This window comes from Pseudomonas weihenstephanensis (genome assembly GCF_016812185.1).
GTDB classification, from domain to species: domain Bacteria; phylum Pseudomonadota; class Gammaproteobacteria; order Pseudomonadales; family Pseudomonadaceae; genus Aquipseudomonas; species Aquipseudomonas weihenstephanensis.
Genome location: NZ_JAAEBV010000002.1, coordinates 110,182 through 134,346, shown reverse-complemented (window position 1 = coordinate 134,346; position 24,165 = coordinate 110,182). Strand labels below are relative to the sequence as shown.

The window sequence follows — 24,165 nt, the reverse complement described above, 5'->3', positions numbered from 1 at the left end:
CAGTGCAGGAAAGATCACTGAACGGCGGCCAGTCTATTTTGTTTTGATTGAACGTTCAATCAACAAAGAATACTATCTGCGACAATTCGTCGCGATTGATGCCGTTTCCCTACGCATGAATGGCGCCAAACGACACTGTAATTTCTTCTGAATCCCTTACGTCTGTAGGAGCGAACGTGGTCGCGAAGGTCTTTACCGATACGCGCGGTAGCCGAGCAGGCACGGTGCTGTTGGGACGATCGCGAGCAAGCTCACGCCTGCACACGGTGCGTTGGCTGAACATACGAACGGGTCCAGTTTTTTTGCGGTGCCTTTATATCACTCGACCGTTGGTCGCTATCTAAGCGTTTGGTCGGGTGTTGCTTTGCATCAAGTTCTTCTCTCGCGCTGCCTGGAGCATCCGTGCAATGAGTTCTGCTTCTCTTATAAAGACCCCACCGCAAAAGGTGACGGTCAACGGTTGGGTGTTTTACACCTCCACTGCCTTGATCTTGTTGTTGACTGCCATTTTGATTGCCGCGCCACAAGAAGCCGGCCGCCTGCTGGGCATTGCCCAAGAGTGGCTGTCGCGCTCCTTTGGCTGGTACTACATGGTGGTGATTGCCGCGTACCTGATCTTTGTGGTCGGTCTGGCGTTTTCTTCGTACGGCAAACTGAAACTGGGGACCAAGCAAGACACCCCGGACTTCAGCTATGGCGCGTGGGCCGGGATGCTGTTCTCGTCGGGAATCGGCATCTCGTTGCTGTATTTCGGCGCGTCCGAGCCGCTGGACCACTACTTCAATCCGCCAGAAGGCGTGTCGGGCAGCCATGAAGCCGCGCGTCAGGCGCTGCAACTGACGTTCCTGCATTGGGGCCTGCACGGCTGGGCGATTTACGCGCTGGTCGGTTTGGCCGTGGCCTATTTTGCCTACCGTCATAACCAGCCGCTGGCGCTGCGTTCGGCGTTGTACCCCTTGATGGGCGAGCGTTGGGTGAAAGGCGCTGCGGGCCATGCGGTGGATGGTTTCGGCATGTTCGTGACCTTGCTCGGCCTGGTGACCAACCTGGGGATTGGCTCGATGCAAGTGTCGTCCGGGCTGGAAAACCTGTTCGGTATGGAACACAGCAATACCAATTTGCTGATCGTCATCATCGTGATGAGCACCGTGGCCACCATCGCTGCCGTTTCGGGCGTTGAAAACGGCATCCGTCGCCTGTCCAACCTGAACATCGTGCTGTTCAGTGGCTTGCTGATTTTCGTGTTGTTGTTTGGCCCCACCTTGCACCTGCTCAACGGCTTTGTGCAGAACACCGGCGATTACCTCAACGGTATCGTCATGAAAACCTTCGACCTGTACGTGTACGAAGGCGACACCCAAAAAACTGAAGGCTGGTTGGGTCTGTGGACCCTGTTCTACTGGGCGTGGTGGATTTCCTGGGCCCCATTCGTAGGCATGTTCATTGCGCGTATTTCCCGTGGCCGTACCGTGCGTGAGCTGGTGGCTGGGGTGTTGCTGATCCCGCTGGGCTTTACCTTGGCCTGGTTGTCGATCTTCGGTAACTCGGCACTGGATCTGGTGGTTAACCACGGTGCGGTAGAACTGGGCAAGACGGCGCTGGAACAGCCGTCGATGGCGATCTACCAACTGCTTGAGCATTACCCGGCGTCGAAAATCGTGATTGGCGTGTCGATCTTTGTCGGTTTTGTGTTGTTCCTGACCCCTGCGGATTCTGGCGCGGTGATGATGGCCAACCTGTCGTGCAAAGGCGGTGATGTGGACGAAGATGCCCCGCACTGGTTGCGTATCTTCTGGTCGGTCGTGATCACTCTGGTGACCATTGGTCTGCTGTTTGCCGGTAACTTTGCGGCGATGCAAACCATGGTGGTGTTGGCGGGGCTGCCGTTCTCGGTGGTGCTGGTTCTGTTTATGTTTGGCCTGCACAAAGCAATGCGTCAGGACACCCAAATGGAGCTGGAACAAGCGGAGTTGGCGGCGCGTGGTCGTCGTGGTTTCTTCAGCGAGCGTTTGACCGCCCAGGAGTTGCAGCCGACCCAGGCGGTGGTGCAGCGCTTCATGGACAAACACGTCACACCTGCACTGGAAGAAGCGGCCGTGCAACTGCGCAGCCAAGGCATGAGCGTGCAGACCCTGCTGGGCAAGGCCAAACGTTGCATGGGTGTGCGGGTTGAAATGGACGAGGGCAACCCGTTCGTTTACGAAGTCAGCCTGGACGGTTACCTGGCCGCGCCAAGCGAGTCGACGCAAGACGCGGCGACGGATGAAGAAGTGCGCAGTCGTTACTACCGTGCCGAAGTGTACTTGCACAACGGCAGCCAGGAGTACGACTTGATGGGCTTCACGGATGAGCAAATCACCCGTGACGTGCTCGATCAGTTTGAAAGCCATCGCCAACTCCTTGGCCGGGTTTATAGCTGATTGCGGTTCAGGGCACCCTCTCCCTAACCCTCTCCCTTTGGGAGAGGGAACTGACTTGAGGTGTTCTTGAATTTGCGTGTGATCAGCTCCCTCTCCCTTTGGGAGAGGGTTGGGGTGAGGGGCGCGTCTAGCCCAGATTTTTGCCCAATAACGCGTGATACAGCTCTGTATCTCCCAAAATCCCTACCACCTGCTGATTGTCGTGCAGCACCAGTTTGTTGCCGGTCTGGTAGCGAATCTGCAACGCATCGCGCATCCCGATCCCTGCATCCACCAACGTAGGCCTGCGGCCCAGGCTTTCAACCGCTTGGCCCCGCGTCCAGCTCTGCAAGTCAGTCTGTTGCGTAGCGTGTACGGTGTTGCCTTCAGCCAGATCAATCCAGGAGTCATCCCCAGGATCAATGCACACCGAACCCCTCACCCGTTTGCAGTTGCCTAACGGACGCATCAGGCTGCGCCCGCACAGCACGTTCAGCGGGTTGGTGTGCGCGACGAAGGTGCGCACATAGTCATCGGCCGGGTTGAGCACGATGTCTTCCGGCTTGCTGTATTGAATGATGCGCCCGTCCTTCATGATCGCGATGCGGCTGCCCAGTTTCAGCGCTTCATCCAGGTCATGGCTGACGAACACAATGGTCTTGTTCAGCTTGCGTTGCAGCGCCAGCAGTTCGTCCTGCAAGCCCTGACGGATCAACGGGTCGAGGGCCGAGAACGGTTCATCCATCAGCAAAATATCGGCGTCCATCGCCAATGCCCGCGCCAGCCCTACACGCTGCTGCATGCCACCGCTCAGCTCATCGGGCTTTTTGTTGCGCCATTGGGTCAGCCCCACCAGTTCCAGTTTTTCGTCCACCAGCGTACGCCGCTCCTTTTCGGGGCGGCCCTGCATCTCGAGGCCGAAGCTGATGTTTTCGCGCACGGTCAGCCACGGCATCAAGGCGAATTTTTGAAACACCATAGCGATGCGCCGGGTGCGCATCATTTTCAGCTCGGCCGCCGTGCACGCGGCGATGTCGATCTGCTTGCCTTCATGCTCCACGTACAGATGGCCACGGCTCACCGTGTTCAGGCCGTTGATGCAGCGCAGCAAACTGGACTTGCCCGAGCCGGACAACCCCATCAGTACGCAGATTTCGCCTTTGTCGATGTCCAGGCTGGCCTTTTCAACACCCACAATCTGCCCGGTTTTTTTCAGGATCTGATCGCGGCTCATGCCTTGGTCCAACAGGCCAAGGGCCGCGCGCGGGTCTTTGGCAAAAATCACGTCGACGTTATCGAAACGGACAATGCTCATGCGTCAGCTCCTTTCTTGGCGTCCGGCTGCTTGCAGATCCGGTCGAGCATGATGGCCAACAACACAATTGCCAGCCCGGCTTCAAAGCCCAGGGCGATGTCGGCGGTGTTGAGCGCGTTGACCACCGGTTTGCCCAGGCCATCGGCGCCGACCAGGGCGGCGATCACCACCATCGACAACGACAACATGATGCACTGCGTGATGCCCGCCGCGATGCTGGGCATGGCGTGGGGCAGTTCGATGCGCGTGAGCAACTGACGCCGCGAGCAGCCAAAGGCTTTGCCTGCGTCGAGCAACTCGTGCGGTACGTCACGGATGCCCAAATACGTCAGGCGAATGGGCGCCGCAATGGCGAACACCACGGTTGAAATCAGCCCCGGTACCACCCCCAGCCCGAACAGGGTCAAGGTGGGGATCAGGTAAACGAAGGTTGGCACGGTCTGCATCAGGTCCAGCACCGGGCGCATGAAGGTGTAGAACATCGGTTTGTGCGCCGCGAGTATCCCTAGCGGCACGCCAATGATCACGCACACAAAGGTGGCAAACAGCACCTGAGCCAGGGTCTCCATGGTTTCTTGCCAATAACCCAGGTTCAAAATAAGCAGAAAAGAAAACGCCACAAACACCGTCAGTCCCCATTTGCGTTGAATGGCGTGGGCGAGCAGGGCGATCAAGCCGATAAACACAAAGGGGTTGAACCAGGTCAGCGCAAACGTCACGCCGTGGATCATCGTTTCCAGCGTCATTGCAATGGCATCGAACGTACTGGCGCCGTGTTGCGTCAGCCATTCAACGAAGCCTGCAATGTACTGGCCTAAAGGGATTTTTTGATCGATCAGCATGGTAGTGAACATCCGCATGCAGGAGGAGTGAAACGGAGCCGCACGGGGAGGCCGTACGGCGCCCGCAATTACTGCGCGAGGCTGGTTTTCACGGCCTCCAGACCCGGTTTGCCGTCAATCGTCGTCACGCCCGCCAGCCAGGTGTCGAGCACCTGCGGGTGTTGTTTAAGCCAGGCTTTGGCCGCAACGTCGGGTTTGATTTTTTTGTCCAGCACTTCGCCCATCAGGCTGCTTTCCATGTCCAGGCTGAACACCAGGTTTTTCAGGAGCTGGCCCACGTTGCTGCATTGCTCGACGTAGCCTTTGCGGGTGTTGGTATAGATGGTGGCTTGCCCGTAGTTGGGACCAAAGAAGTCATCGCCGCCGGTGAGGTATTTCATCTTGAAACGCGTGTTCATCGGGTGTGGCTCCCAGCCCAGAAACACCACGTCAGTGCCACGCCGCTGGGCGCGCTCCACCTGCGACAGCATCCCGGCCTCACTGGACTCCACCACTTTGAAGCCCGCGTCTTTCAAGCCGAATGCGTTCTTGTCGATCATGGTCTGGATCATGCGATTGCCATCGTTGCCCGGCTCAATGCCGTAGATTTTGCCGTCCAGTTCCTGTTTGAATTTGGGCAGGTCGGCAAAGTCTTTCAAACCCTTGTTGTAGAGGGCTTCGGGCACGGCGAGGGTGTATTTGGCGTTCTCCAGATTGGCGCGCACGGTGTCGACGGTGCCAGCCTCACGGTAAGGCTTGATGTCGTTTTCCATGGTCGGCATCCAGTTGCCCAGAAACACGTCCATGTTCTTGCCATCGGCCAGCGACTTGTAGGTGACCGGTACGGAAATCATCGTGGTTTTGGTTTTGTAACCCAAGGCGTTCAGCAAGGTGCTGGCCACGGCGGTGGTCACGGTGATGTCGGTCCAGCCGACATCCGAAAAATTAACCGTGGCGCATTGCGCGGGTTCGGCTGCCTGGGCGATGACCGGCAGACTCAGCAGGGCAGCCAACAACACTGATCGGGAATGTCTCATGGGGCGACTCCTGGAGTTCGGTGGGCGGTTTTGGCGGGTAAAACCGTACGTATCAGTGGCGGTTGGACGATGCCGGGCCGACGGGCTGACCGAGCATCTTGCAATCGAGTCGACACCGATCATGTAACAGTCAAAATCAAACGCCTACAGGGGGCGTCGCATCCAGTACAGGGAGGGTCGTATCTGATACCGGAGAGGTCGTATCTGGAGATTTTCTGGGTCAATAGCCGGTTTTTGATGCGTCTGAGCCGTCTTTAACCCCAGCACTTTTTAAGCGCACGCCGACCCTGTTTGGCGCATTTGTGCCTTTCGTGACACTTCATCTTGCCTTCGTTCCTACACGCTTCCCACAAGTGCTACCTATTTGCTCAACCGTGCCTGGCGACTCGCCAACGGCCTGTTTAAAGGGTCTTTGAACAGCGTTTTGCCATGACCCGCCCAGACACTTTGCGACGTCGTTTTCAGGTTTTATTGAATGGCCATTCAAGTTTGGGCATGGCATTTGCGTTGTGATCATAAAGCCCCTAGCCAAGCGGGCAATAACAAGAGCCTGCGCCTGGGCCATTCTCAGCATTGTGTGAGGAGATACCGCGATGATGTCGTTCAACTCCGGGGCCCAACCCCAGAACCGTGCGCCTCAATCCATCGGCTTTTTGCTGCTGGACAATTTCACGCTCATTTCCCTGGCTTCCGCGATAGAACCCTTGCGCATGGCCAATCAATTGTCCGGCCGCGAGTTGTACCGCTGGAGCACCCTCAGTGCAGATGGCAGCCACGTGTGGGCCAGTGACGGCTTGCAAGTGACCCCCGACGCCAGCATGCATAAGGCCCCGGCGCTGGACATGGTGATGGTGTGCGGCGGCATCGGCATTCAACGCACCGTCACCCGCGAACATGTGTCGTGGCTGCAAACGCAGGCGCGCCAATCCCGGCGTTTGGGTGCGGTATGCACCGGCAGTTGGGCGCTGGCATACGCAGGTTTGCTCGACGGCTTTGATTGCAGCGTGCACTGGGAGTGTCTGGCGTCGATGCAGGAAGCCTTTCCGCGGGTGTCGATGAGCACGCGTTTATTTACCCTTGATCGCTGCCGTTTCACCAGCTCGGGTGGCACAGCCCCGCTGGACATGATGCTGCACTTGATCAGCCGCGATCATGGCCGCGAGTTGTCGGCGGCCATTTCAGAAATGTTTGTGTACGAGCGTATTCGTAACGAGCAAGACCATCAGCGCGTGCCGCTTAAGCACATGCTCGGCACCAACCAGCCCAAGTTGCAGGAAATCGTGGCGCTGATGGAGGCCAACCTCGAAGAACCCATCGACCTCGATGAGCTGGCGGTGTACGTCACCGTGTCGCGCCGTCAGCTGGAGCGGCTGTTTCAGAAATACCTGCACTGTTCGCCGTCGCGCTACTACCTCAAGCTGCGCCTGGTGCGAGCGCGGCAACTGCTCAAGCAAACGCCGATGTCGATTATAGAAGTGGCGGCAGTGTGCGGGTTCGTGTCCACCCCACACTTTTCAAAATGCTACCGCGAGTATTTCGGCATACCGCCACGCGACGAACGCGTGGGTTCCAATACTGCGCAACACACCCGCCTGGTGCCAATCGCGCAATCGGTGCTGCTAAGTCCGCTTGCGGGGCCGATGTCAGCGTTGAACCAGGCACGCAACGAGTCAACGTTTGCCAGCGTGAGGGTGTGACTCGGCACGACTCTGTGGGTGCGAGCCTGTTCGCGTGCAGGCACCTGTTGCATTCGACCTTCGTATAAAGCCACCGCAGTCCAGCTCGCGTCTACATTGCGGTGGCTAAGAGTGATGTGTCGATGGATGCTAAACATTCGGTCCGCCAAATAAGGATATTAGTGTGTTCTCAGAAAAATCAGGCCACAAGCGCAAATACCAGTTCAAAAAACCGGGCGATACCAAAGAGCATGTCGAGGCGTTGTATGAAGAGCTAGCCAGCGGCGCTGAGAAAGATTCTGCCGTCGTGCAAAAAACCCTTAAAGCCTATGTCCTTGAAATCGTCGAGCACCTGCGAGGCGCCAAGAACAAGACACGGGATGAGGTAGATGAAAAAGAGGTGGAGTTTTGGCGGGCGCTGATTCTATTGGGGGTTGCTGCTTTAGCCCTGATTGTTCTCGGTAATCAAGAGGCCGGCGGCTGGGCTTGGCTGGATAAAAAACGCTTTTCTTTCAAATTGACGGGCACCCTGCTGGCATTCATTTTTCTAATGATTCAGATCGAGCGAATGGCCTTTTTCAAAGTGCTGTGGGGGTATGGCTTCACCAAGCTCATAGTGTCTATCGGTGCCTCAGCGTTGCTGGTTTTTTCTACAGGCAAGGCCGCCGGGGTTATCAATGGCGTTTTCGGGGTTGATTCAACCGCATTACCGCTGAGTTTGACGTTCATGACCGGTTTTGTATTTTTCAAATACCTGTCTCCGTTCGTTTTCTTGATTGGTTTGCTGGCGTTGGTCCACGTCCTCATCATCGCGGTGTGGCTCAAGGCGGTCGCCAAAGGAGATTTCCCGACCGGGCCTTTGGTGAGTTCGGCAGTCTTTTTTATTTTTTCGATTTTGGTCATGGGGTTTTATTGGGGATGGGGAGGCACTCGTCTGAGTGACGAGCGCTTGCCAGAAGTCGCGTACAAATTGGCGCATATTCTGGACTTTAATAACCGGCATCTGTGCGCCAACATTCCTTCTGCCGATGCGGTGGTCTTTATTGGCTCCAGCCAGAATGTTGTGTTGGTTGATCCTCACCCGGTGAGCATCGACAGCGTGCAGGCGTTCTTTGAACAAGACCTGTCTATTCCCCCAGCGTTCGAGCGCCAGGCGTGCGCATTGCCCTCGGCACATTCAGCCCTTCTTTAGCAAGGCCGCACACGCGGCTTTATAAGCGTCATGTTGATACTTGTTCAACGACGCCGGCAGCTCGAATGCATGTTTCTTGAATTGCGCCGTCAGGGTTTGCGGTGACAGCAACTGCACCTCGCATTCATCGAGCAGTTGCAGGATGCCCTCGATCTTGAACGTGGTGGGGCCACCGGCGAACTCGCCTTTTTTGCTGCGCTTTTTAATGGCGATGCGGGTGATGCCGTTGGCCGCGACAAATGCTGCCACCTGAGCGGCGAAGGCTTTGACGTTCGCGGCGTCTTCATCGTCGTCGAGGGCGATTTTTTTGGTGCTGATGGTGACGTGCTCAAGGCCGGCCTGGCCTTGACGGGCCAAGGCGAAGATGGCTTCGCTGCCTTTAATGTCGATACCGCAAATAGTCATAAATCCCCAATCCGTCATTAATGCGCTGATGCTGCGTAAATGAAGTACGCCTGCGAACGTTATTGCTGGCCGATCGACTCCAAAAACTCCGACCGGTCATCGCTCACGGCAGCAATGCAGTCGTTTTGCGCAATGTTGAACGCCTCTGTCCCCGCCGTGGCCGGGAAGACCACCACCGAGCAATCGGCATCCCGCTGGTGCAACCACAGCGACTGGGCGGTTTTGATTTTGCTGGTGATGTTGTTGAGCTGGGTCGCGTTGCTGCCGTACAGCGAGGTCATGCGCGCTTGCAAGGCGTCGTAGTTTTCAGTCAACAACTGCTCGGCAGCGTTGCGGCTGTACACCGAACACGCGAGGGTTTGCTGGTCGTTTTCGACGGCATCACACGGGTTGAAGTCGGCATCATCGGCCGCGTATGCGCCGCTTGTGATCAACGCCAAGGCCAGGAGAATCGATTTCATTGCGGCTTCCTAATCCAGAGTTGGGACGGATTCTGGCTTAAGCGTGCGTCAAAAGCCACGCAACATCGGCCAATTGCCTACCTGCTGAGCGCTTTGACTGTGCTTGACGCTTTCTGCAATCGCGCTGTCGCTTTTGCACCCGGCTGCTTTTAACCCCAAGCCTATGCTGGCCCAAAGCGCCGGCAGACGATTCGGCGCAGCATTCGCCATAAGGGGACGCCTGATGAGCCCAGCCGAGTTGCACGCCGACAGCATCGTTATCGACGGGCTGATCATTGCCAAATGGAACCGCGAACTGTTCGAAGACATGCGCAAGGGCGGCCTCACGGCGGCCAACTGCACGGTGTCGGTGTGGGAGGGGTTCCAGGCCACCATCAATAACATCGTCGCCAGCCAAACCCTGATGCGTGAAAACAGTGACCTGGTGCTCCCGGTCAAGACCACGGCAGACATTCGCCGCGCCAAGGAGCAGGGCAAGACGGGGATCATCCTGGGCTTTCAAAATGCCCATGCATTCGAGGACCAGTTGGGCTACATCGACATCTTCAAGCAGCTTGGCGTGGGGGTGGTGCAGCTGTGCTACAACACGCAAAACCTGGTGGGCACCGGATGTTACGAGCGTGATGGCGGGTTGTCGGGGTTTGGCCACGAAGTAGTGGTTGAAATGAACCGTGTGGGAATCATGTGCGACCTGTCCCACGTAGGCGCTAAAACTTCCGAAGAAGTCATTTTGACGTCGAAAAAACCGGTCTGTTATTCGCACTGTTTGCCCTCGGGCCTCAAAGAGCACCCGCGCAATAAATCCGACGCCGAGCTTAGATTCATCGCCGAGCATGGCGGCTTTGTGGGCGTGACTATGTTCGCGCCGTTTCTGGCCAAAGGCATTGACGCCACCATTGACGACTACGCCGAGGCCATCGAATACACCATGAACCTGGTGGGCGAAGACGCCATCGGCATTGGCACCGACTTCACCCAGGGCCACGGTCAGGCGTTCTTCGACATGCTGACCCACGACAAAGGCTATGCCCGGCTTCTTACCCGCTTCGGCACGATCATCAACCCGCTGGGCATTCGCACCGTGGGTGAGTTCCCCAACCTCACTGAGACGTTGCTCAAACGCGGCCACAGCGAACGCGTGGTGCGCAAAATCATGGGTGAAAACTGGGTCAACGTGCTCAAAGACGTGTGGGGCGAGTAGCGGTACGGCCCGCAGCCTTTCGCAGCGACTACGCAGTGACTCATTTTTTAGAGGTATGCCCAATGGCAACAATCGCCCCGCAATTGCCCATCGAAGTCGACAGTGAAACCGGCGTCTGGACCTCTGACGCGTTACCGATGCTGTATGTGCCGCGGCATTTTTTCGTCAACAACCATATGGGCATTGAAGCCGTAATCGGCGCGCAGGCCTACGCCGACATCCTCTACAAAGCGGGCTACAAATCGGCCTGGCACTGGTGCGAAAAAGAAGCCGAATGCCACGCTCTTGAAGGGGTCGCGGTGTTCGAGCACTACATGAAACGTCTGTCGCAACGTGGCTGGGGCCTGTTTCACATTCAGGACATTGACCTGGACGCCGGTACGGCCACGGTCAAGCTCGAACACTCCTGTTTTGTCTACGTGTACGGCAAGGTCGGGCGCAAGGTCGACTACATGTTCACGGGCTGGTTCGCGGGGGCTATCGATCAGATTTTGAGCGCGCGCGGCAGTCAAATCCGCACCGTGGCGCAGCAGGTGTATAGCGCATCGGAAGAGGGCCACGAGCACGGCCTGTTTAGCGTCAAGCCGTTGTAAAACGAGGAGCGGGATATGGCGTTCGAAGCGATGTTTGAGCCGATCCAAATCGGCAAGTTGACCATCCGCAACCGTGTGCTCAGTACGGCCCACGCCGAGGTGTATGCCACCGACGGTGGCATGACCACCGAGCGCTACGTGCAGTATTACGAAGAAAAGGCCAAAGGCGGCATTGGCCTGGCGATCTGTGGCGGCTCATCCGTGGTGGCCATCGACAGCCCGCAAGAGTGGTGGAGTTCGGTCAACCTCAGCACCGACCGCATCATCCCGCATTTTCAGAACCTGGCCGATGCGATGCACAAGCACGGCGCCAAAATCATGATCCAAATTACCCACATGGGGCGTCGCTCACGTTGGGACGGGTTCAACTGGCCCACCTTGATGTCGCCCTCGGGCGTACGCGAGCCGGTGCACCGCGCCACCTGCAAAACCATCGAGCCTGAAGAGATCTGGCGCATCATCGGCAACTACGCCAGCGCCGCAGGCCGGGCCAAGGCGGGGGGGCTGGACGGGGTGGAACTGTCGGCGGTGCATCAGCACATGATCGACCAGTTCTGGAGCCCACGGGTTAACAAGCGCACGGATGAGTGGGGCGGCAGTTTTGAAAACCGCATGCGTTTTGGCCTCGAAGTGCTTAAAGCGGTGCGCGCGCAGGTCGGCCCGGACTTCTGCGTGGGCATTCGCCTGTGTGGTGACGAATTTCACCCCGATGGCTTGAGCCACGAAGACATGAAGCAGATCGCCAAGTACTACGACGACACCGGCATGCTCGACTTCATTGGCGTGGTCGGCTCGGGGTGCGACACCCATAACACACTGGCCAACGTGATCCCGAACATGAGCTACCCGCCGGAGCCGTTTCTGCACTTGGCGGCCGGTATTAAAGAGGTGGTCAAGGCGCCGGTGTTGCACGCGCAAAACATCAAAGACCCGACGCAAGCCACGCGCATTCTTGAGGGCGGGTACGTGGACATGGTGGGCATGACCCGCGCGCACATTGCCGACCCGCATTTGATCGCGAAAATCAAAATGGGCCAGGTCGATCAGATCAAACAATGCGTGGGCGCCAATTACTGCATCGACCGTCAATATCAGGGGCTGGACGTGTTGTGCATCCAAAACGCTGCCACCTCGCGCGAATACATGGGTGTGCCGCACCTGATTCAGAAGTCCATTGGGCCAACGCGCAAAGTGGTGGTCGTGGGCGCAGGCCCTGCAGGCATGGAAGCGGCGCGAGTCGCGGCCGAGCGCGGGCATGACGTCACCCTGTTCGAGAAGCGTGAGGCCATTGGCGGGCAAATCAGCCTGGCAGCCAAAGCCCCGCAGCGTGACCAGATGGCCGGTATCACCCGCTGGTTTCAGTTGGAGCTGGCGCGCCTGAAGGTTGATTTACGTGTGGGCGTGGCGGCCGATACGGCCACGATTCTCGACTTGCGGCCTGACATCGTGGTGCTGGCGGTGGGCGGGCATGCCTATCTCGAACAAAACGAACACTGGGGCGCAGCGCAGGGGTTGGTGGTCAGCAGTTGGGACGTGCTCGACGGCAAGGTTGCGCCCGGTAAAAACGTGCTGGTGTACGACACCATTTGCGAGTTTACCGGCATGTCGGTGGCGGACTTCATGGCCGACAAAGGCGCACAGGTCGAAATTGTCACCGACGACACCAAGCCGGGCGTGGCAATTGGCGGCACGTCTTTCCCCACGTACTACCGCAGCCTGTACCCCAAAGACGTGATCATGACCGGCGACATGATGCTGGAGAAGGTCTACCGCGAGGGCGACAAGCTGATTGCGGTGCTGGAGAACGAATACACCGGGGCCAAGGAAGAACGCGTGGTGGACCAGGTGGTGGTGGAAAACGGCGTGCGCCCGGACGAAGCCTTGTATTACGCGCTCAAGCCTGACTCGCGCAACAAAGGGCAGATCGACGTTGAAGCGTTGTTCGCGATCCAGCCGCAGCCATGCCTGAGTGGGGCGGGGGATGGGTATTTATTGTTCCGCATCGGTGACTGTGTGGCGCAACGCAACGTGCACGCGGCGATCTATGACGCGCTGCGGCTGTGCAAGGACTTTTGAGGTGAACCCCGGTCCTCACCCTAGCCCTCTCCCGAAGGGAGAGGGGATTGATGTGCCGTCATTCGGCTTCTTCGTCTGACCAGTGGGTGAGGGGGGGCCGAGTGCGTGCTCAAGGCCACCGCACTTAGCCCCCTCTCCCTCCGGGAGAGGGCTGGGGTGAGGGGTATGTGTTCACAATCATTGTTGTCGGGAGCTTCCCATGCTGAACGTTCTGCTTCCCGTCCTGATCTTCGCCGCGCTGGGGCTGGCCTTCATCGGCGCCTTTCGCCGCCTGCGCCTGTGGCGCCAGGGCCGCCCTGCCAAGGTTGACCTGCTCGGCGGCCTGCTGGCCCTGCCACGCCGTTACACGGTCGACCTGCACCACGTCGTCGCGCGCGATAAATACATGGCCAACACCCATGTCGCCACCGCTGGCGGCTTTGTCCTTGCCGCCCTGCTGGCGATTTTGGTCCACGGGCTTGGTGTGCATCAGCGCATCCTTGGCTATGCCTTGCTGTGCGCCACGCTGCTGATGTTTATCGGGGCCGTGTGCGTGTTAATGCGGCGTGTGAACCCGCCCAGCCGTCTGTCAAAAGGCCCGTGGATGCGCCTGCCCAAAAGTCTGATGGTGTTCGCCGCCAGTTTTTTCATGCTGACCCTGCCCGTGGCAGGCCTGCTACCGCAAGGTACTGGCGGCTGGCTGCTGGCCACGCTGTTAAGCGTTGGCGTGGCCTGGGGGGTGGCTGAGTTGTTTTTCGGCATGACGTGGGGCGGCCCCATGAAACATGCGTTTGCAGGGGCGCTGCATCTGGCTTGGCACCGCCGCCCCGAACGCTTTGGCGGCGGGCGTTCCACCGGTCTGAAAGCGCTGGACCTGAGTGATCGCAGCGCGCCACTGGGGGTGGAAAAACCCAAAGACTTCACCTGGAACCAACTGCTGGGTTTTGACGCTTGCGTGCAATGCGGCAAGTGCGAAGCCGCGTGCCCGGCCTTTGCGGCGGGCCAGCCGTTAAACCCGAAAAAACTGATTCAGGACATGGTGGTCGGGCTTGCAGGCGGTACTGATGCGCACTTCGCGGGCAGCCCTTACCCCGGCAAACCGCTTGGCGAACATGGCGGCAACGCGCATCAACCCATCGTCAATGGCCTGGTTGACGCTGATACGTTATGGGCCTGTACCACCTGCCGTGCCTGTGTCGAAGAATGCCCGATGATGATTGAACACGTTGACGCCATCGTCGACATGCGCCGCTTCCTCACGTTGGAAAAAGGCGCGACGCCCAACACCGGCGCGCAGGTGCTGGACAACCTGATCGCGACCGACAACCCCGGCGGTTTCGCCCCCGGTGGACGCATGCACTGGGCGGCCGACCTGAACCTGGACCTGATGCGCGACAAGCTGTCGGTGGACGTATTGTTTTGGGTCGGCGATGGCGCGTTCGATATGCGCAACCAACGCACCCTGCGCGCCTTCGTCAAAGTGCTGCAAGCGGCCGGGGTCGATTTTGCCGTGCTGGGGCTGGAGGAGCGCGACACGGGCGATGTGGCCCGACGCCTGGGTGATGAGGCAACGTTCCAGGCCCTGGCCAGGCGCAACATTCAGACGCTGGCGCAGTACACCTTTACACGCATCGTCACCTGCGACCCGCACAGCTTGCATGTGTTGAAAAACGAATACACAGCCTTTGGCGGTGACTACCGGGTGCAGCATCACAGCACCTGTATGGCTGAGTTGATTGAGGCCGGATTACTCACCCTCGCGCCCGATAGCGGGGGCCGCATCACCTACCACGACCCGTGTTATCTGGGCCGTTACAACGGCGAATATGACGCGCCGCGGTCGGTACTGCGCGCCCTGGGGCTTGAGGTCATCGAGATGCAGCGCTCGGGGTTGCGCTCCCGTTGTTGCGGCGGCGGTGGCGGTGCGCCAATTACCGACATCCCCGGCAAGCAACGTATCCCTGACATGCGCATGGCTGACATCCGCGAAACCGGCGCTGAGCGGGTGGCTGTCGGATGCCCGCAATGCACCGCCATGCTTGAAGGTGTGGTTGAACCCCGGCCGTTGGTCAAAGACCTCGCGGAGCTGGTGGCGGATGCCTTGATTGACGCGCCCAACCGTCTCAAACCGTTGAAAAGAGCAGCGCCTGAGGTGATCGCATGAGTGACTTGATCCGCCGCGATCCGCGTGCCGAGTGGATTGCCCGCAACCGCCTGCACCCACTGCATGGTGCTTCGCAGCCCGTTTTGCAGCGTTGGATGGGGCCGGGCGGTGTCCTGCGTAAAAACGTGCACGGTGTCGGTTTCATTGGCCCCAATGGCCTTAAACGCATTGATCGCAGCGGTGCGCAGCAAGGGGTCGCTCGTGGGCGCACAGCCCGCGCTGAGGTGCAATTGCCGCTGCATCAGGTGGCGTCGCCTGCGTTCTACATCGCTGTGGTGCCGGACATGGTGGGCGGTCGTTTGAGCCGCCATGACCGTGATGTGCTCGGGTTGGCGCACCAGTTGGCAGGCAGCGAGGGCGCGGTGTTGGCGGTGGTGTTGGGTGAACACAAAGACACGACGCTGAGTACGGCGGGCGTTGACCGCGTGTTGGTGCTCGACCACCACGGTTATGCACCGGAACGCCAGATGCTGGCCCTACGGGCTGTGGATAACCAATTTGCTCCGCGCCATTGGTTGTTCCCCGACAGCCGGGACGCGGGTGCCGAGCGCGGTCGGCGTTTTGCCGCCCGTGTCGGAGAGCGGCCTGCCACGCGGGTGTGGCAAATCCGCGAGGGTCGCTGCATCGGGCGCGCGGGTGCGGGCTTGCACGACGTGGAGCAAGCCCTTCCCCGGCTGATTCTGGCCGCTGCCGAATGCGCCGAGCCTGTGAGCGAAACCCGGCATGAGGTGCAAGCGGTTGAGTTATCCACAGCCGTTACCGTGTGCCTGGCGCGGATTGAAGACATGGGCGCTGTCGAGGTCGACCCGTCCGCGATTGTGATGGCCGAGGCGCCTTTTATCCTCAGCGGCGGCAACGGGGTGCAAGACTGGGGGCTTTTCCACAGGGCGGCGCTCGCGTTGGGCGCAACAGAAGGCGCCTCGCGTGTGGCGGTGGACGACGGCTTTATGGGCCGTGAGCGGCAGGTGGGCGCCAGTGGTACGTGGGTCACGGCGCGAGTTTACGTGGCGGTCGGTATCAGTGGCGCAATCCAGCACCTGCAAGGGATTGCTGCGTGCGACAAGGTGGTGGCGATCAATTTAGACCCAGCCTGCGACATGGTGAAGCGCGCGGACTTGTCGGTGGTGGGCGACAGTACGGCGGTTCTTGAAGCCTTGATTGCGGCTGTGGATAAGTGGCGCCGGGGTGTTAAACGTGATGCAGCTTAATGACGCCCTCACCCCAACGCCATCCCGGTGGGAGAGGGTTGGGGTGAGGGACTTTTGATTGGGAGAAGAGTGGATGAGCATTCCCACCGTGGTATTGGTTTCAATCGGTGTCCACCCTGCCTCGGGTCGCCCCCGGCGGGCTGAACAAGATGCCCGGGCGGTCGAAATGGGCCTGCAACTGGCTGGGGATAACCTGCATGTGCTGCATGCAGGCAACCCTCAGGAACCGGCTTTGCGCGCCTATCTGGGCATGGGCCTGGACGAGCTTCACGTCCTTGAACAGCCCGCTGGCGCCGATGCGTTGCCGGTTTTGCGCGAATATCTGCGCGAAGCCGGCGTGCAACTGGTGCTGACCGGTAGCCAGGCCGAAACCGGTGAAGGCTCGGGCATGCTCCCGTATCTGTTGGCCGAGCAACTGGGCTGGCCGCTACTGGTGGGCGTGGCGCAAATTGAATCTGTGCACAACGGCATGGCCCATGTGCTGCAAGCGTTGCCCCGTGGCCAGCGTCGTCGGCTTTGTGTGCGCCTGCCGTTCATGGCCACTGTGGATAACGCGGCCCCCAAAGCACGGCAAAGCGCGTATGGCCCTGCGATTCGCGGATCGGTCGACGCTCAGGCGGTTGAGGTAACGGACGGGGACTTATCCACATCGCCCGTTTTGCAACCGGCAAAACCTAGGCCCAAGCGCCTCAAGGTGATCAAAGCTAAAAGCGGCGCCGAGCGCATGAAAGCCGCTACCGCCAAGGCGACAAGCGGGCAAGGGCAGGTGCTGCAAGGGATCTGCGCCGAAGACAGTGCACAGGCTATTTTGAACCTGCTGATTGAAGAGGGTGTGCTGCGCTGAGAGTTGCCCACAAAGTCTGTTAGCGCTTATGTGGATAACATGTTCGTTGTCGGCTAAGCGCTATATAAAACGGGCCTTTCAAGCTTTTGGCTAAAAAACGATCAAATGCTGTGGTTATCCACTGATGCGTCACTAAAGCCTTGAAATCCAGTGCTTTGCGCCGCTTTTCCACAGCACGAAGGTCCGGTGAATAAGTTGCACACATTCTCTGTTGGCGGATATGTGGATAACATGTTCGCGGTTGGCTACAGGCCATGTAGAACGTGGCTTTGGCTTCGTTGTATGAAAAACAACCAATTGACGTTTCAGGGATGATTTATCCACTTCCCCACAATTGCTGTGGGTGTGCCTGTGGATAACGTGTTCGTGAGTGGCTGCGGGCCACTCACTGCGTGCTCTGTACGGTTTTGGTTAAAAAATGATCAGGGGCGCTCAGGGTGAGGTCCGCACTACTGCGCGACCACCCCTTTGAGGTAGGGCGCAGGCGCTGCCCCCAAATTATTGAGCAACCTTTCGCTGTACCAATCCACAAAATTGACCACGCCGAATTCATAGGTGGTGGAGTACGGACCCGGCTGGTAGGCGCTGGAGTTGATGCCGCGCTGGTTTTCTTCGGCCAGTCGACGGTCTTGATCGTTGGTGGCGTCCCATACCTTGCGCATGCGCTCCACGTCGTAATCCACGCCTTCTACCGCGTCTTTGTGCACCAGCCATTTGGTGCTCACCAGCGTTTCTTGCGCGCTGATCGGCCACACCGTGAAGACGATGATGTGGTCGCCCATGCAGTGGTTCCACGAGTGCGGCAGGTGCAGGATGCGCATCGAACCCAGGTCCGGGTTTTTGATCCGCCCCATGAGTTTTGCACAGCCCTGTTTGCCATCCAGGGTCATCGACACGGTGCCCTTGAGCAACGGCATGCGCACGATGCGGTTGCGCAGGCCGAAACTGGCGTGCGCGTAAGGGATTTTTTCGGCGTCCCACGCCGCCGCGCTGGCGGCAACGTGGTCCTTGAACGCCTGATCGGCACGCGGGTCGGTGACGTCATCCCACTCCAGCAACGTTTTCAACAGCTCGGGGTGCGAGGCGTTGCAGTGGTAGCACTCGCGGTTGTTTTCCAGCACCAGTTTCCAATTGGCTTTCTCCACCAGGGTGGTCTGGATTGCCACCTTGGTGTTTTCCATGTCGTAGGGTTCCATGTAGTGGTTCAGTGTGGCGAGGAACTCGTCGATAGCCGGTGGGTGCTCGGCCAGGCTGATAAACACGTAGCCGCCAGCGGTTTTAACGTTCACCGGTTTGAGGCCGTACTGCGCCATGTCAAAGCCTGCGCCCATTTCAGTGCCCGCGAACAACAGTCGCCCGTCCAGTTCATAGGTCCACTGGTGGTAATGGCACACCAGTTTGGCGACTTTGCCTTTGACCGTGGTGCACAGCCGCGAGCCGCGATGGCGACAGACGTTATGAAACGCATGCACCTGCCCCTCTGCCCCGCGAATGACGATGATCGGGTTGTTGCCCACTTGCAGGGTCATGAAGTTGCCCTTGGTCGGTATCTCACAGGTCATGCCTGCAATCAGCCACTCCTTCTGGAAGATTTCCTGCATGTCGATGGCGAACAGCCGTTCGTCGTTGTAGAACGGCTGTGGCAACGAAAAGGTGCGCTCGCGGTTCTGCAACATCTGGGCGGTGGCCTTGCGTGCAGGTTCCAGTGGATCGCCCAGGCTCAAGGTTGCGGTGACGTCCATCGTGTAGTCCTCATGGCCATGGGGTGCGGCCTTCAAGTGGCTGATCAAGGGTGCGACGCAAGGTAAAGCCATTGACGCTGAGTGTGCGTTCCAAGTGCTGCGAGGCCATATCTGCGGGCGACATGGCCCCATCTGTTCCCGACGCTTGAGCGCCTGTTTTCAGGGGCTGGTCGCGATAAGCATGTGAATGTCGTGAATAGATAAATGCCCGCCCCGGCCCGTGCGCAGAATCGCCCATAAGAGGCTGGCAGTCGGCCGTGGAGAAGCGCATGTCCAATAGCTTTCTGAACCCGGTTACCACCCAGACGTGGGCCAACGGCCGCCACACCGTTCGCTGCGTGAAAGTGATTCAGGAAACCTGGGATGTGCGCACCTTCTGCTTTATGGCCGAGCAGCCGATCCTGTTCTTTTTCAAACCGGGGCAGTTTGTGACCCTGGAACTTGAGATCGACGGCGAACAAGTGATGCGCTCGTACACCATCTCCAGCGCGCCATCGGTGCCGTACAGTTTTTCGGTGACCATCAAGCGCGTGCCGGGCGGGCGCGTGTCGAACTGGTTGCATGACACCTTGGCCGAAGGTCAGGAGGTGGCGGTGCACGGCCCGGTCGGGCTGTTCAATGCCATCGACGCCCCCAGCCCCAAAGTGTTGTACCTCAGCGGTGGCGTGGGCATTACCCCCGTGATGTCGATGGCGCGCTGGTTTTACGACACCAACGCCAATGTCGACATGGTGTTTATCCACAGTGCCCGCTCGCCCAAAGACATCATTTACCACCGTGAACTGGAGCACATGGCTTCACGCATCGATAACTTCAGCCTGCACTTGATCTGCGAAAAGCACGGGCTGGGCGAGCCGTGGGCGGGCTATCGCGGCTATTTGAATCACAAAATGCTGGAGCTGATGGCGCCCGACTTTCTTGAGCGCGAGGTGTTTTGTTGCGGGCCGACGCCGTACATGAGCGCGGTCAAGCGCCTGCTCCAAGCCAATGGTTTCGACATGAGCCGTTACCACGAAGAATCGTTTGGCGCGACACCCCCTGAAGTGCGGGCCGATGCCGTGGAGCAAGCCGAACAAGCCGCCGATGCGCCGCAGCTGGATGTGGCGGACTTGAACCAGGTGGAGTTCACGGCGTCAGGCAAAAGCATTCGCGTGGGCCCCGCAGAAACCGTGCATGCAGCGGCGGCCAAACTGGGGCTGATGATTCCCAAAGCCTGCGGCATGGGCATCTGCGGGACCTGCAAAGTGTTGAAGCTGGGCGGGGAGGTAGACATGGAGCACAACGGCGGGATAACCGATGAGGACGTGGCAGAGGGCTACATTTTGTCGTGTTGCAGCGTGCCCAAGGGCGACGTGCGGATTGAGTTTTAGGGCGCCTGTTTGCCCTCACCCCAACCCCCGCACGATGGCAGAGAGTTGGGTTGAGGGACTTGGCCTTACAGGCTGAACCGCGAAACCATGCTGTTCAGGTCAACGGCCAAGCGCGACAGCTCATTGCTGGCGGAGCTGGTCTGGCTGGCACCGGTTGCCGATTGCACAGACAAGTCGCGGATGTTGACCAGGTTGCGGTCCACTTCGCGTGCCACTTGCGCCTGCTCTTCGGCCGCGCTGGCGATCACCAGGTTGCGTTCGTTGATTTCCACAATCGCGGTGTTGATGGTCTCCAGCGCCAACCCGGCGCCTTTGGCGATGTTCAACGTCGATTCAGCGCGCTCAGTGCTGTTGCGCATCGAGTCCACGGCATGTTCGGTGCCGCCCTGAATGCTGCCGATCATGCGTTCAATCTCGCTGGTCGACTGCTGAGTACGATGGGCCAGGGCGCGTACTTCGTCAGCAACCACGGCAAAACCACGGCCCGCTTCACCGGCGCGAGCGGCTTCGATGGCAGCGTTCAGGGCCAGCAGGTTGGTTTGGTCGGCCAGGCCGCGAATCACATCCAGCACTTTGCCGATGTCCCGCGACTCGGCCGCCAGGTTACCAATCAAGGTGGCAGTGCTTTGCACATCGCCGCTCATGCGTTCGATGGCGCTGACGGTTTCCAGTACCAGGTCGCGACCATCACCGGCAGACGCCGTTGCACTTTTCGAGGCTTCGGAGGTGCTGACGGCATTACGCGCGACTTCTTCCACGGCGCTGGTCATTTCGTTGACAGCGGTGGCGGCCTGTTCGATTTCGTTGTTTTGCTGGGTCAGCCCTTTGGCGCTTTCTTCGGTCACGCAGTTCAGCTCTTCCGCCGCCGAGGCCAGTTGAGTGGCCGAGCCCGAAATACGCTGCAAAGTGTCGCGCAGCTTGCTTTGCATCTTGGCCATCGCTTGCAGCAAGCGCCCGGCTTCATCGCTGCCGTCCACTTTAATCGGCCGCGTGAGGTTGCCTTCAGCAATGGCTTCGGCAGCTTCCAGCGCCTGGGCGATAGGTTGCGTGATGCTGCGGGTCAGCAGCAACGCGCACAGAACGGTCAGAGCGGTGGCCAGGAGCAGCAGGAACACCACCAGTTGGATGGCCGCCGCGTACATGTCGCTGGCGCGTTGATTGGCATCGCTGATCTGCTGACCATTGATGCGCATCAGGTCGTTGAGTTCTTTGTTGATAGCTTCGGAGTTGTTCAACAGGTCGGTGTTGAGCAAATCACGCAATTTGTCGACTTCGCCGTTGCGCGACAAGCTGCGCATGCGGTCTTCCAGTTGGCGGTACTGGCTCATCAGCGTCTGGTAGTGGTCGTATACCGCCTGTTCATCAGGACCGCTGATGTACTTTTCGTACTCATTCTGGGCATCGCGGATTTGCTGATTGCGCTGGTCCAGCAACTCCATGGTTTTTTGCTGAACTTCCGGCTCACGGTTAATCAGCAAGCGGTACGACAACACCCGCAGGCGCAGGGCCAGCTGAGTGAACTCGTCCAGGTTTTGAATGCTCGGCACGCTGCTGGTGCTGATCTCTTCGGCGGCAGAACGGATTTGGCTCATTTGAAGGAGTGCGCCTGCACCCAGAATCAGCATCAGTGTGCCGATCAACGCAAACCCTAAAAAGGCGCGCGGGGCGATATTCATATTGCGTAAAGACATGATGTTTCCTGGGGGAAGAGGCGCAATCCGTGCGGCGTCAATGCGGGGTGTATATGACCTATCGGTCATAAGACTAAAGTCTTGAATGCCATGTGCGATTTTGTCGCACACAGACCTTGGGCGACCGGGGGCGGGAACCTAGTTCACAAAGCACAGTCTTTAAGGGGCAAAGGAAGGTCGCCCCGCGCTAAATCGGGCCTTTGGGCCTGAATAACCCTAGCTTAGAAGGTGACTTTTCTTTATCGTACGCGCCCTCTGAAACTGCTTGAGATCTTCCCCATGATTGAGTCATCCCTTAGCAAACTGGAACAACTGGTCAGCGACCTGGTTCAGCAAAAGCAAGAGCTGCTGGACACCAACACGCAGCTGAGCGCCGAACTGGCCCAGGCCAAAGACGAAAACGAAAGCCTGCAATTGAGCCTGATGGAACAGGAAGAGAAGCAAGGCGCCACCGCAGCCCGCATTCAGGCATTGGTTGAGCGCGTAAGCGTGAGCCCTGTCAACGCATGAGCGTGGACAGAGACGGTGTAAATGTCGTCTCGATTCTGGGTAACGACTACACGATCAAGGCACCGGAGGGGGAGCAAAAGACCCTGATGGCCGCCACAGTCATGTTGAAAGCCGCCCTGGCCGAAACGAAAAGAAAGTACCCGAGCCTGATCGGGGACAAGCTGTTGGTGCTGGCAGCATTGAATCTGTGTTCGCAACAGATTGAACTGCAACTGAGCCACAAGCAGGAACTCGACCGTTATCAAGAGCAAGTCAGCGCCACGGTCGATGTGATAGAGCGAACGCTCGGGCAGTCCTGAGAATTCGCCACGCTCTGCGTAGCCGCAGCCTGGCGGCAGCGGCTACGGGGGGCTTAGCCTGCCATGACTTCGCGAATATCGGCTGCCAATTCCCGCACGCGGGCTTCGTCGGTGTCCCATGAGCACATGAACCGTGCGCCACCTTTGCCAATAAAGGTGTAGAAACGCCAGCCCTTGGCGGTCAGCGCGGCAACCGCCGGTTCCGACAGTTGCAAAAACACACCGTTGGCTTCTACCGGGAACATCAACTCCACCCCTGCAATGTCACTCACCAGCTCGCTGAGCAGCTGTGCGCAGTGGTTGGCGTGGCGCGCGTGTTTAAGCCAGGCGTCGTTTTCCAGCAGGCCGACCCACGGCGCTGACAGAAAGCGCATTTTCGACGCCAGTTGCCCGGCCTGTTTGCAGCGGTAGTCAAAGTCCACAGCCAGGTTGTGATCGAAGAACAGAATCGCTTCGCCCACCGCCATGCCGTTTTTAGTGCCGCCAAAGCACAGCACATCGACCCCGGCTTTCCACGACAGCTCGGCAGGCGAGCAACCCAGGAACGCGCAGGCGTTGGAGAAACGCGCGCCGTCCATGTGCAGCAGTAAGCCCAGTTCTTTACAGGTGGCGCTGATGGCGCGGATTTCTTCGGGGCGGTAGACACTGCCCACTTCTGTGGCCTGGGTAATGGTCACCACGCGTGGCTTGGGGTAGTGGATGTCTTTGCGCTTGAGGGCGATTTCGCGGATGGACTCGGGGGTGATCTTGCCGTTTTCAGTGCGTGCGATCAGCAGTTTTGAGCCGTTGGAAAAAAACTCGGGCGCGCCGCATTCGTCGGTTTCAACGTGGGCGGTTTCGGAGCAGATCACGCTGTGAAAGCTCTGGCACAGTGATGACAGGGCCAGCGAGTTGGCGGCAGTGCCATTGAACGCGAAGTACACCTCGCAGTCGGTTTCGAACAGTTTGCGAAAGTCATCTGCTGCGCGCAGCGTCCATTCGTCATCGCCGTAAGAGCGTTGGTGGCCGTGGTTGGCTTTTTCCATGGCAGACCAGACTTCGGGGCAGATACCGGAGTAGTTGTCGCTGGCGAATTGTTGGCTCTTGTCAGTCATTTCCCGGTTCCATGGTCGAAGATTGTCGTGCACTTTAGCCAAGAAATCCGCGAGTGCACAGTTGTGGGTTAAAACCCGGAAATACCTT

At 58.8% G+C, this 24,165-nt stretch carries 20 protein-coding genes and 1 pseudogene; 12 read left to right on the top strand and 9 right to left on the bottom strand.

From position 1 onward, the window contains the following. The first annotated feature begins 464 nt into the window (after positions 1–464). Positions 465–2,420: a BCCT family transporter gene (locus tag GYN01_RS08030; protein WP_241485749.1), complete on the top strand. Its 1,956-nt coding sequence runs from the start codon at positions 465–467 to the stop codon at positions 2,418–2,420. A gap of 127 nt (positions 2,421–2,547) precedes the next feature. Here GYN01_RS08030 and choV read toward each other — a convergent pair whose 3' ends face one another. From choV to GYN01_RS08015, 3 genes are all read right to left on the bottom strand, one after another. Beyond that, entirely contained in the window at positions 2,548–3,714 is a 1,167-nt protein-coding gene (choV, locus tag GYN01_RS08025) for a choline ABC transporter ATP-binding protein (RefSeq protein ID WP_048364156.1), read from the bottom strand. Then, entirely contained in the window at positions 3,711–4,556 is an 846-nt protein-coding gene (gene choW / locus GYN01_RS08020) for a choline ABC transporter permease subunit (protein WP_048364157.1), read from the bottom strand. Before choW ends, choV begins: the two co-directional genes overlap by 4 nt. A gap of 68 nt (positions 4,557–4,624) precedes the next feature. After that, positions 4,625–5,572 (bottom strand): choline ABC transporter substrate-binding protein, encoded by a 948-nt coding sequence (locus GYN01_RS08015; RefSeq protein WP_048402201.1) that lies wholly within the window; start codon positions 5,570–5,572, stop codon positions 4,625–4,627. Positions 5,573–6,165: 593 nt separating this feature from the next. Here GYN01_RS08015 and gbdR point away from each other — a divergent pair. Beyond that, a complete protein-coding gene (gene gbdR / locus GYN01_RS08010; RefSeq protein ID WP_203306853.1) occupies positions 6,166–7,269 on the top strand; it encodes a choline metabolism transcriptional regulator GbdR in 1,104 nt (367 codons plus the stop codon). A 163-nt stretch (positions 7,270–7,432) separates the two neighbouring features. Then, entirely contained in the window at positions 7,433–8,440 is a 1,008-nt protein-coding gene (locus GYN01_RS08005) for a hypothetical protein (RefSeq protein WP_203306852.1), read from the top strand. On the opposite strand, the gene GYN01_RS08000 is transcribed toward GYN01_RS08005, so the two are convergent. After that, on the bottom strand, positions 8,426–8,845 hold the full coding sequence (locus tag GYN01_RS08000) for a DUF3010 family protein (RefSeq protein ID WP_048402198.1): 420 nt from the start codon (positions 8,843–8,845) through the stop codon (positions 8,426–8,428). The genes GYN01_RS08005 and GYN01_RS08000 overlap by 15 nt on opposite strands. A 59-nt stretch (positions 8,846–8,904) precedes the next feature. Continuing rightward, positions 8,905–9,306, bottom strand: coding sequence for a lysozyme inhibitor LprI family protein (locus GYN01_RS07995; protein WP_203306851.1), 402 nt, complete (start codon positions 9,304–9,306; stop codon positions 8,905–8,907). Positions 9,307–9,529: 223 nt separating this feature from the next. Between GYN01_RS07995 and GYN01_RS07990 the strand changes: the two genes are divergently transcribed. From GYN01_RS07990 to etfB, 6 genes are all read left to right on the top strand, one after another. Further along, positions 9,530–10,507: a dipeptidase gene (locus GYN01_RS07990; protein ID WP_203306850.1), complete on the top strand. Its 978-nt coding sequence runs from the start codon at positions 9,530–9,532 to the stop codon at positions 10,505–10,507. A 62-nt stretch (positions 10,508–10,569) separates the two neighbouring features. Then, complete coding sequence (locus tag GYN01_RS07985) at positions 10,570–11,100, top strand: DUF5943 domain-containing protein (protein ID WP_048364164.1); 531 nt, start codon at positions 10,570–10,572, stop codon at positions 11,098–11,100. Positions 11,101–11,115: 15 nt separating this feature from the next. After that, positions 11,116–13,176 (top strand): dimethylglycine demethylation protein DgcA, encoded by a 2,061-nt coding sequence (dgcA, locus tag GYN01_RS07980; protein ID WP_048402195.1) that lies wholly within the window; start codon positions 11,116–11,118, stop codon positions 13,174–13,176. A gap of 199 nt (positions 13,177–13,375) precedes the next feature. Then, on the top strand, positions 13,376–15,319 hold the full coding sequence (dgcB, locus tag GYN01_RS07975) for a dimethylglycine demethylation protein DgcB (protein ID WP_203306849.1): 1,944 nt from the start codon (positions 13,376–13,378) through the stop codon (positions 15,317–15,319). Next, a complete protein-coding gene (gene etfA / locus GYN01_RS07970) occupies positions 15,316–16,527 on the top strand; it encodes an electron transfer flavoprotein subunit alpha (RefSeq protein WP_203306848.1) in 1,212 nt (403 codons plus the stop codon). The genes dgcB and etfA overlap by 4 nt, the downstream gene beginning before the upstream one ends. Positions 16,528–16,600: 73 nt before the next feature. Continuing rightward, entirely contained in the window at positions 16,601–17,371 is a 771-nt protein-coding gene (gene etfB / locus GYN01_RS07965) for an electron transfer flavoprotein subunit beta (protein WP_048364168.1), read from the top strand. 449 nt (positions 17,372–17,820) lie between these two features. On the opposite strand, the gene gbcA is transcribed toward etfB, so the two are convergent. Next, positions 17,821–19,113, bottom strand: a complete 1,293-nt coding sequence (gene gbcA / locus GYN01_RS07960; RefSeq protein WP_048364169.1) for a glycine-betaine demethylase subunit GbcA — start codon at positions 19,111–19,113, stop codon at positions 17,821–17,823. A 269-nt stretch (positions 19,114–19,382) separates the two neighbouring features. Between gbcA and gbcB the strand changes: the two genes are divergently transcribed. Further along, the gene (gbcB, locus tag GYN01_RS07955; RefSeq protein WP_048364170.1) at positions 19,383–20,483 is read left to right on the top strand and encodes a glycine-betaine demethylase subunit GbcB; all 1,101 of its coding nucleotides are present in this window, start codon (positions 19,383–19,385) and stop codon (positions 20,481–20,483) included. 65 nt (positions 20,484–20,548) lie between these two features. On the opposite strand, the gene GYN01_RS22660 is transcribed toward gbcB, so the two are convergent. Continuing rightward, the gene (locus GYN01_RS22660) at positions 20,549–21,412 is read right to left on the bottom strand and encodes a methyl-accepting chemotaxis protein (protein ID WP_420850399.1); all 864 of its coding nucleotides are present in this window, start codon (positions 21,410–21,412) and stop codon (positions 20,549–20,551) included. Further along, positions 21,404–22,159: pseudogene (locus tag GYN01_RS22655) on the bottom strand (MCP four helix bundle domain-containing protein); the annotation flags it as partial. The pseudogene GYN01_RS22655 and the gene GYN01_RS22660, both read right to left, overlap by 9 nt. Positions 22,160–22,453: 294 nt before the next feature. On the opposite strand from GYN01_RS22655, the gene GYN01_RS07945 reads away from it, so the two are divergent. Continuing rightward, entirely contained in the window at positions 22,454–22,684 is a 231-nt protein-coding gene (locus GYN01_RS07945; protein WP_048364172.1) for a hypothetical protein, read from the top strand. Continuing rightward, positions 22,681–22,983: a cell division protein ZapA gene (locus tag GYN01_RS07940; RefSeq protein ID WP_048364173.1), complete on the top strand. Its 303-nt coding sequence runs from the start codon at positions 22,681–22,683 to the stop codon at positions 22,981–22,983. Before GYN01_RS07945 ends, GYN01_RS07940 begins: the two co-directional genes overlap by 4 nt. A 53-nt stretch (positions 22,984–23,036) precedes the next feature. Here GYN01_RS07940 and GYN01_RS07935 read toward each other — a convergent pair whose 3' ends face one another. Beyond that, the gene (locus tag GYN01_RS07935; protein WP_059765352.1) at positions 23,037–24,077 is read right to left on the bottom strand and encodes a threonine aldolase family protein; all 1,041 of its coding nucleotides are present in this window, start codon (positions 24,075–24,077) and stop codon (positions 23,037–23,039) included. Between the last annotated feature and the right edge of the window lie 88 nt (positions 24,078–24,165).

What these genes read in the sequence shown, in the direction of transcription:
- etfB (WP_048364168.1), top strand. Translation starts at nt 16,601, where the DNA reads ATGAGCATTCCCACCGTGGTATTGGTTTCAATCGGTGTCCACCCTGCC.
- GYN01_RS22660 (WP_420850399.1), bottom strand. Translation starts at nt 21,412, where the DNA reads ATGCAAAGCAAGCTGCGCGACACTTTGCAGCGTATTTCGGGCTCGGCC.
- dgcA (WP_048402195.1), top strand. Translation starts at nt 11,116, where the DNA reads ATGGCGTTCGAAGCGATGTTTGAGCCGATCCAAATCGGCAAGTTGACC.
- GYN01_RS07945 (WP_048364172.1), top strand. Translation starts at nt 22,454, where the DNA reads ATGATTGAGTCATCCCTTAGCAAACTGGAACAACTGGTCAGCGACCTG.
- GYN01_RS08000 (WP_048402198.1), bottom strand. Translation starts at nt 8,845, where the DNA reads ATGACTATTTGCGGTATCGACATTAAAGGCAGCGAAGCCATCTTCGCC.
- GYN01_RS07985 (WP_048364164.1), top strand. Translation starts at nt 10,570, where the DNA reads ATGGCAACAATCGCCCCGCAATTGCCCATCGAAGTCGACAGTGAAACC.
- choW (WP_048364157.1), bottom strand. Translation starts at nt 4,556, where the DNA reads ATGCTGATCGATCAAAAAATCCCTTTAGGCCAGTACATTGCAGGCTTC.
- GYN01_RS08015 (WP_048402201.1), bottom strand. Translation starts at nt 5,572, where the DNA reads ATGAGACATTCCCGATCAGTGTTGTTGGCTGCCCTGCTGAGTCTGCCG.
- GYN01_RS07995 (WP_203306851.1), bottom strand. Translation starts at nt 9,306, where the DNA reads ATGAAATCGATTCTCCTGGCCTTGGCGTTGATCACAAGCGGCGCATAC.
- GYN01_RS07940 (WP_048364173.1), top strand. Translation starts at nt 22,681, where the DNA reads ATGAGCGTGGACAGAGACGGTGTAAATGTCGTCTCGATTCTGGGTAAC.
- etfA (WP_203306848.1), top strand. Translation starts at nt 15,316, where the DNA reads ATGAGTGACTTGATCCGCCGCGATCCGCGTGCCGAGTGGATTGCCCGC.
- GYN01_RS07990 (WP_203306850.1), top strand. Translation starts at nt 9,530, where the DNA reads ATGAGCCCAGCCGAGTTGCACGCCGACAGCATCGTTATCGACGGGCTG.
- gbdR (WP_203306853.1), top strand. Translation starts at nt 6,166, where the DNA reads ATGATGTCGTTCAACTCCGGGGCCCAACCCCAGAACCGTGCGCCTCAA.
- gbcB (WP_048364170.1), top strand. Translation starts at nt 19,383, where the DNA reads ATGTCCAATAGCTTTCTGAACCCGGTTACCACCCAGACGTGGGCCAAC.
- gbcA (WP_048364169.1), bottom strand. Translation starts at nt 19,113, where the DNA reads ATGGACGTCACCGCAACCTTGAGCCTGGGCGATCCACTGGAACCTGCA.
- dgcB (WP_203306849.1), top strand. Translation starts at nt 13,376, where the DNA reads ATGCTGAACGTTCTGCTTCCCGTCCTGATCTTCGCCGCGCTGGGGCTG.
- choV (WP_048364156.1), bottom strand. Translation starts at nt 3,714, where the DNA reads ATGAGCATTGTCCGTTTCGATAACGTCGACGTGATTTTTGCCAAAGAC.
- GYN01_RS07935 (WP_059765352.1), bottom strand. Translation starts at nt 24,077, where the DNA reads ATGACTGACAAGAGCCAACAATTCGCCAGCGACAACTACTCCGGTATC.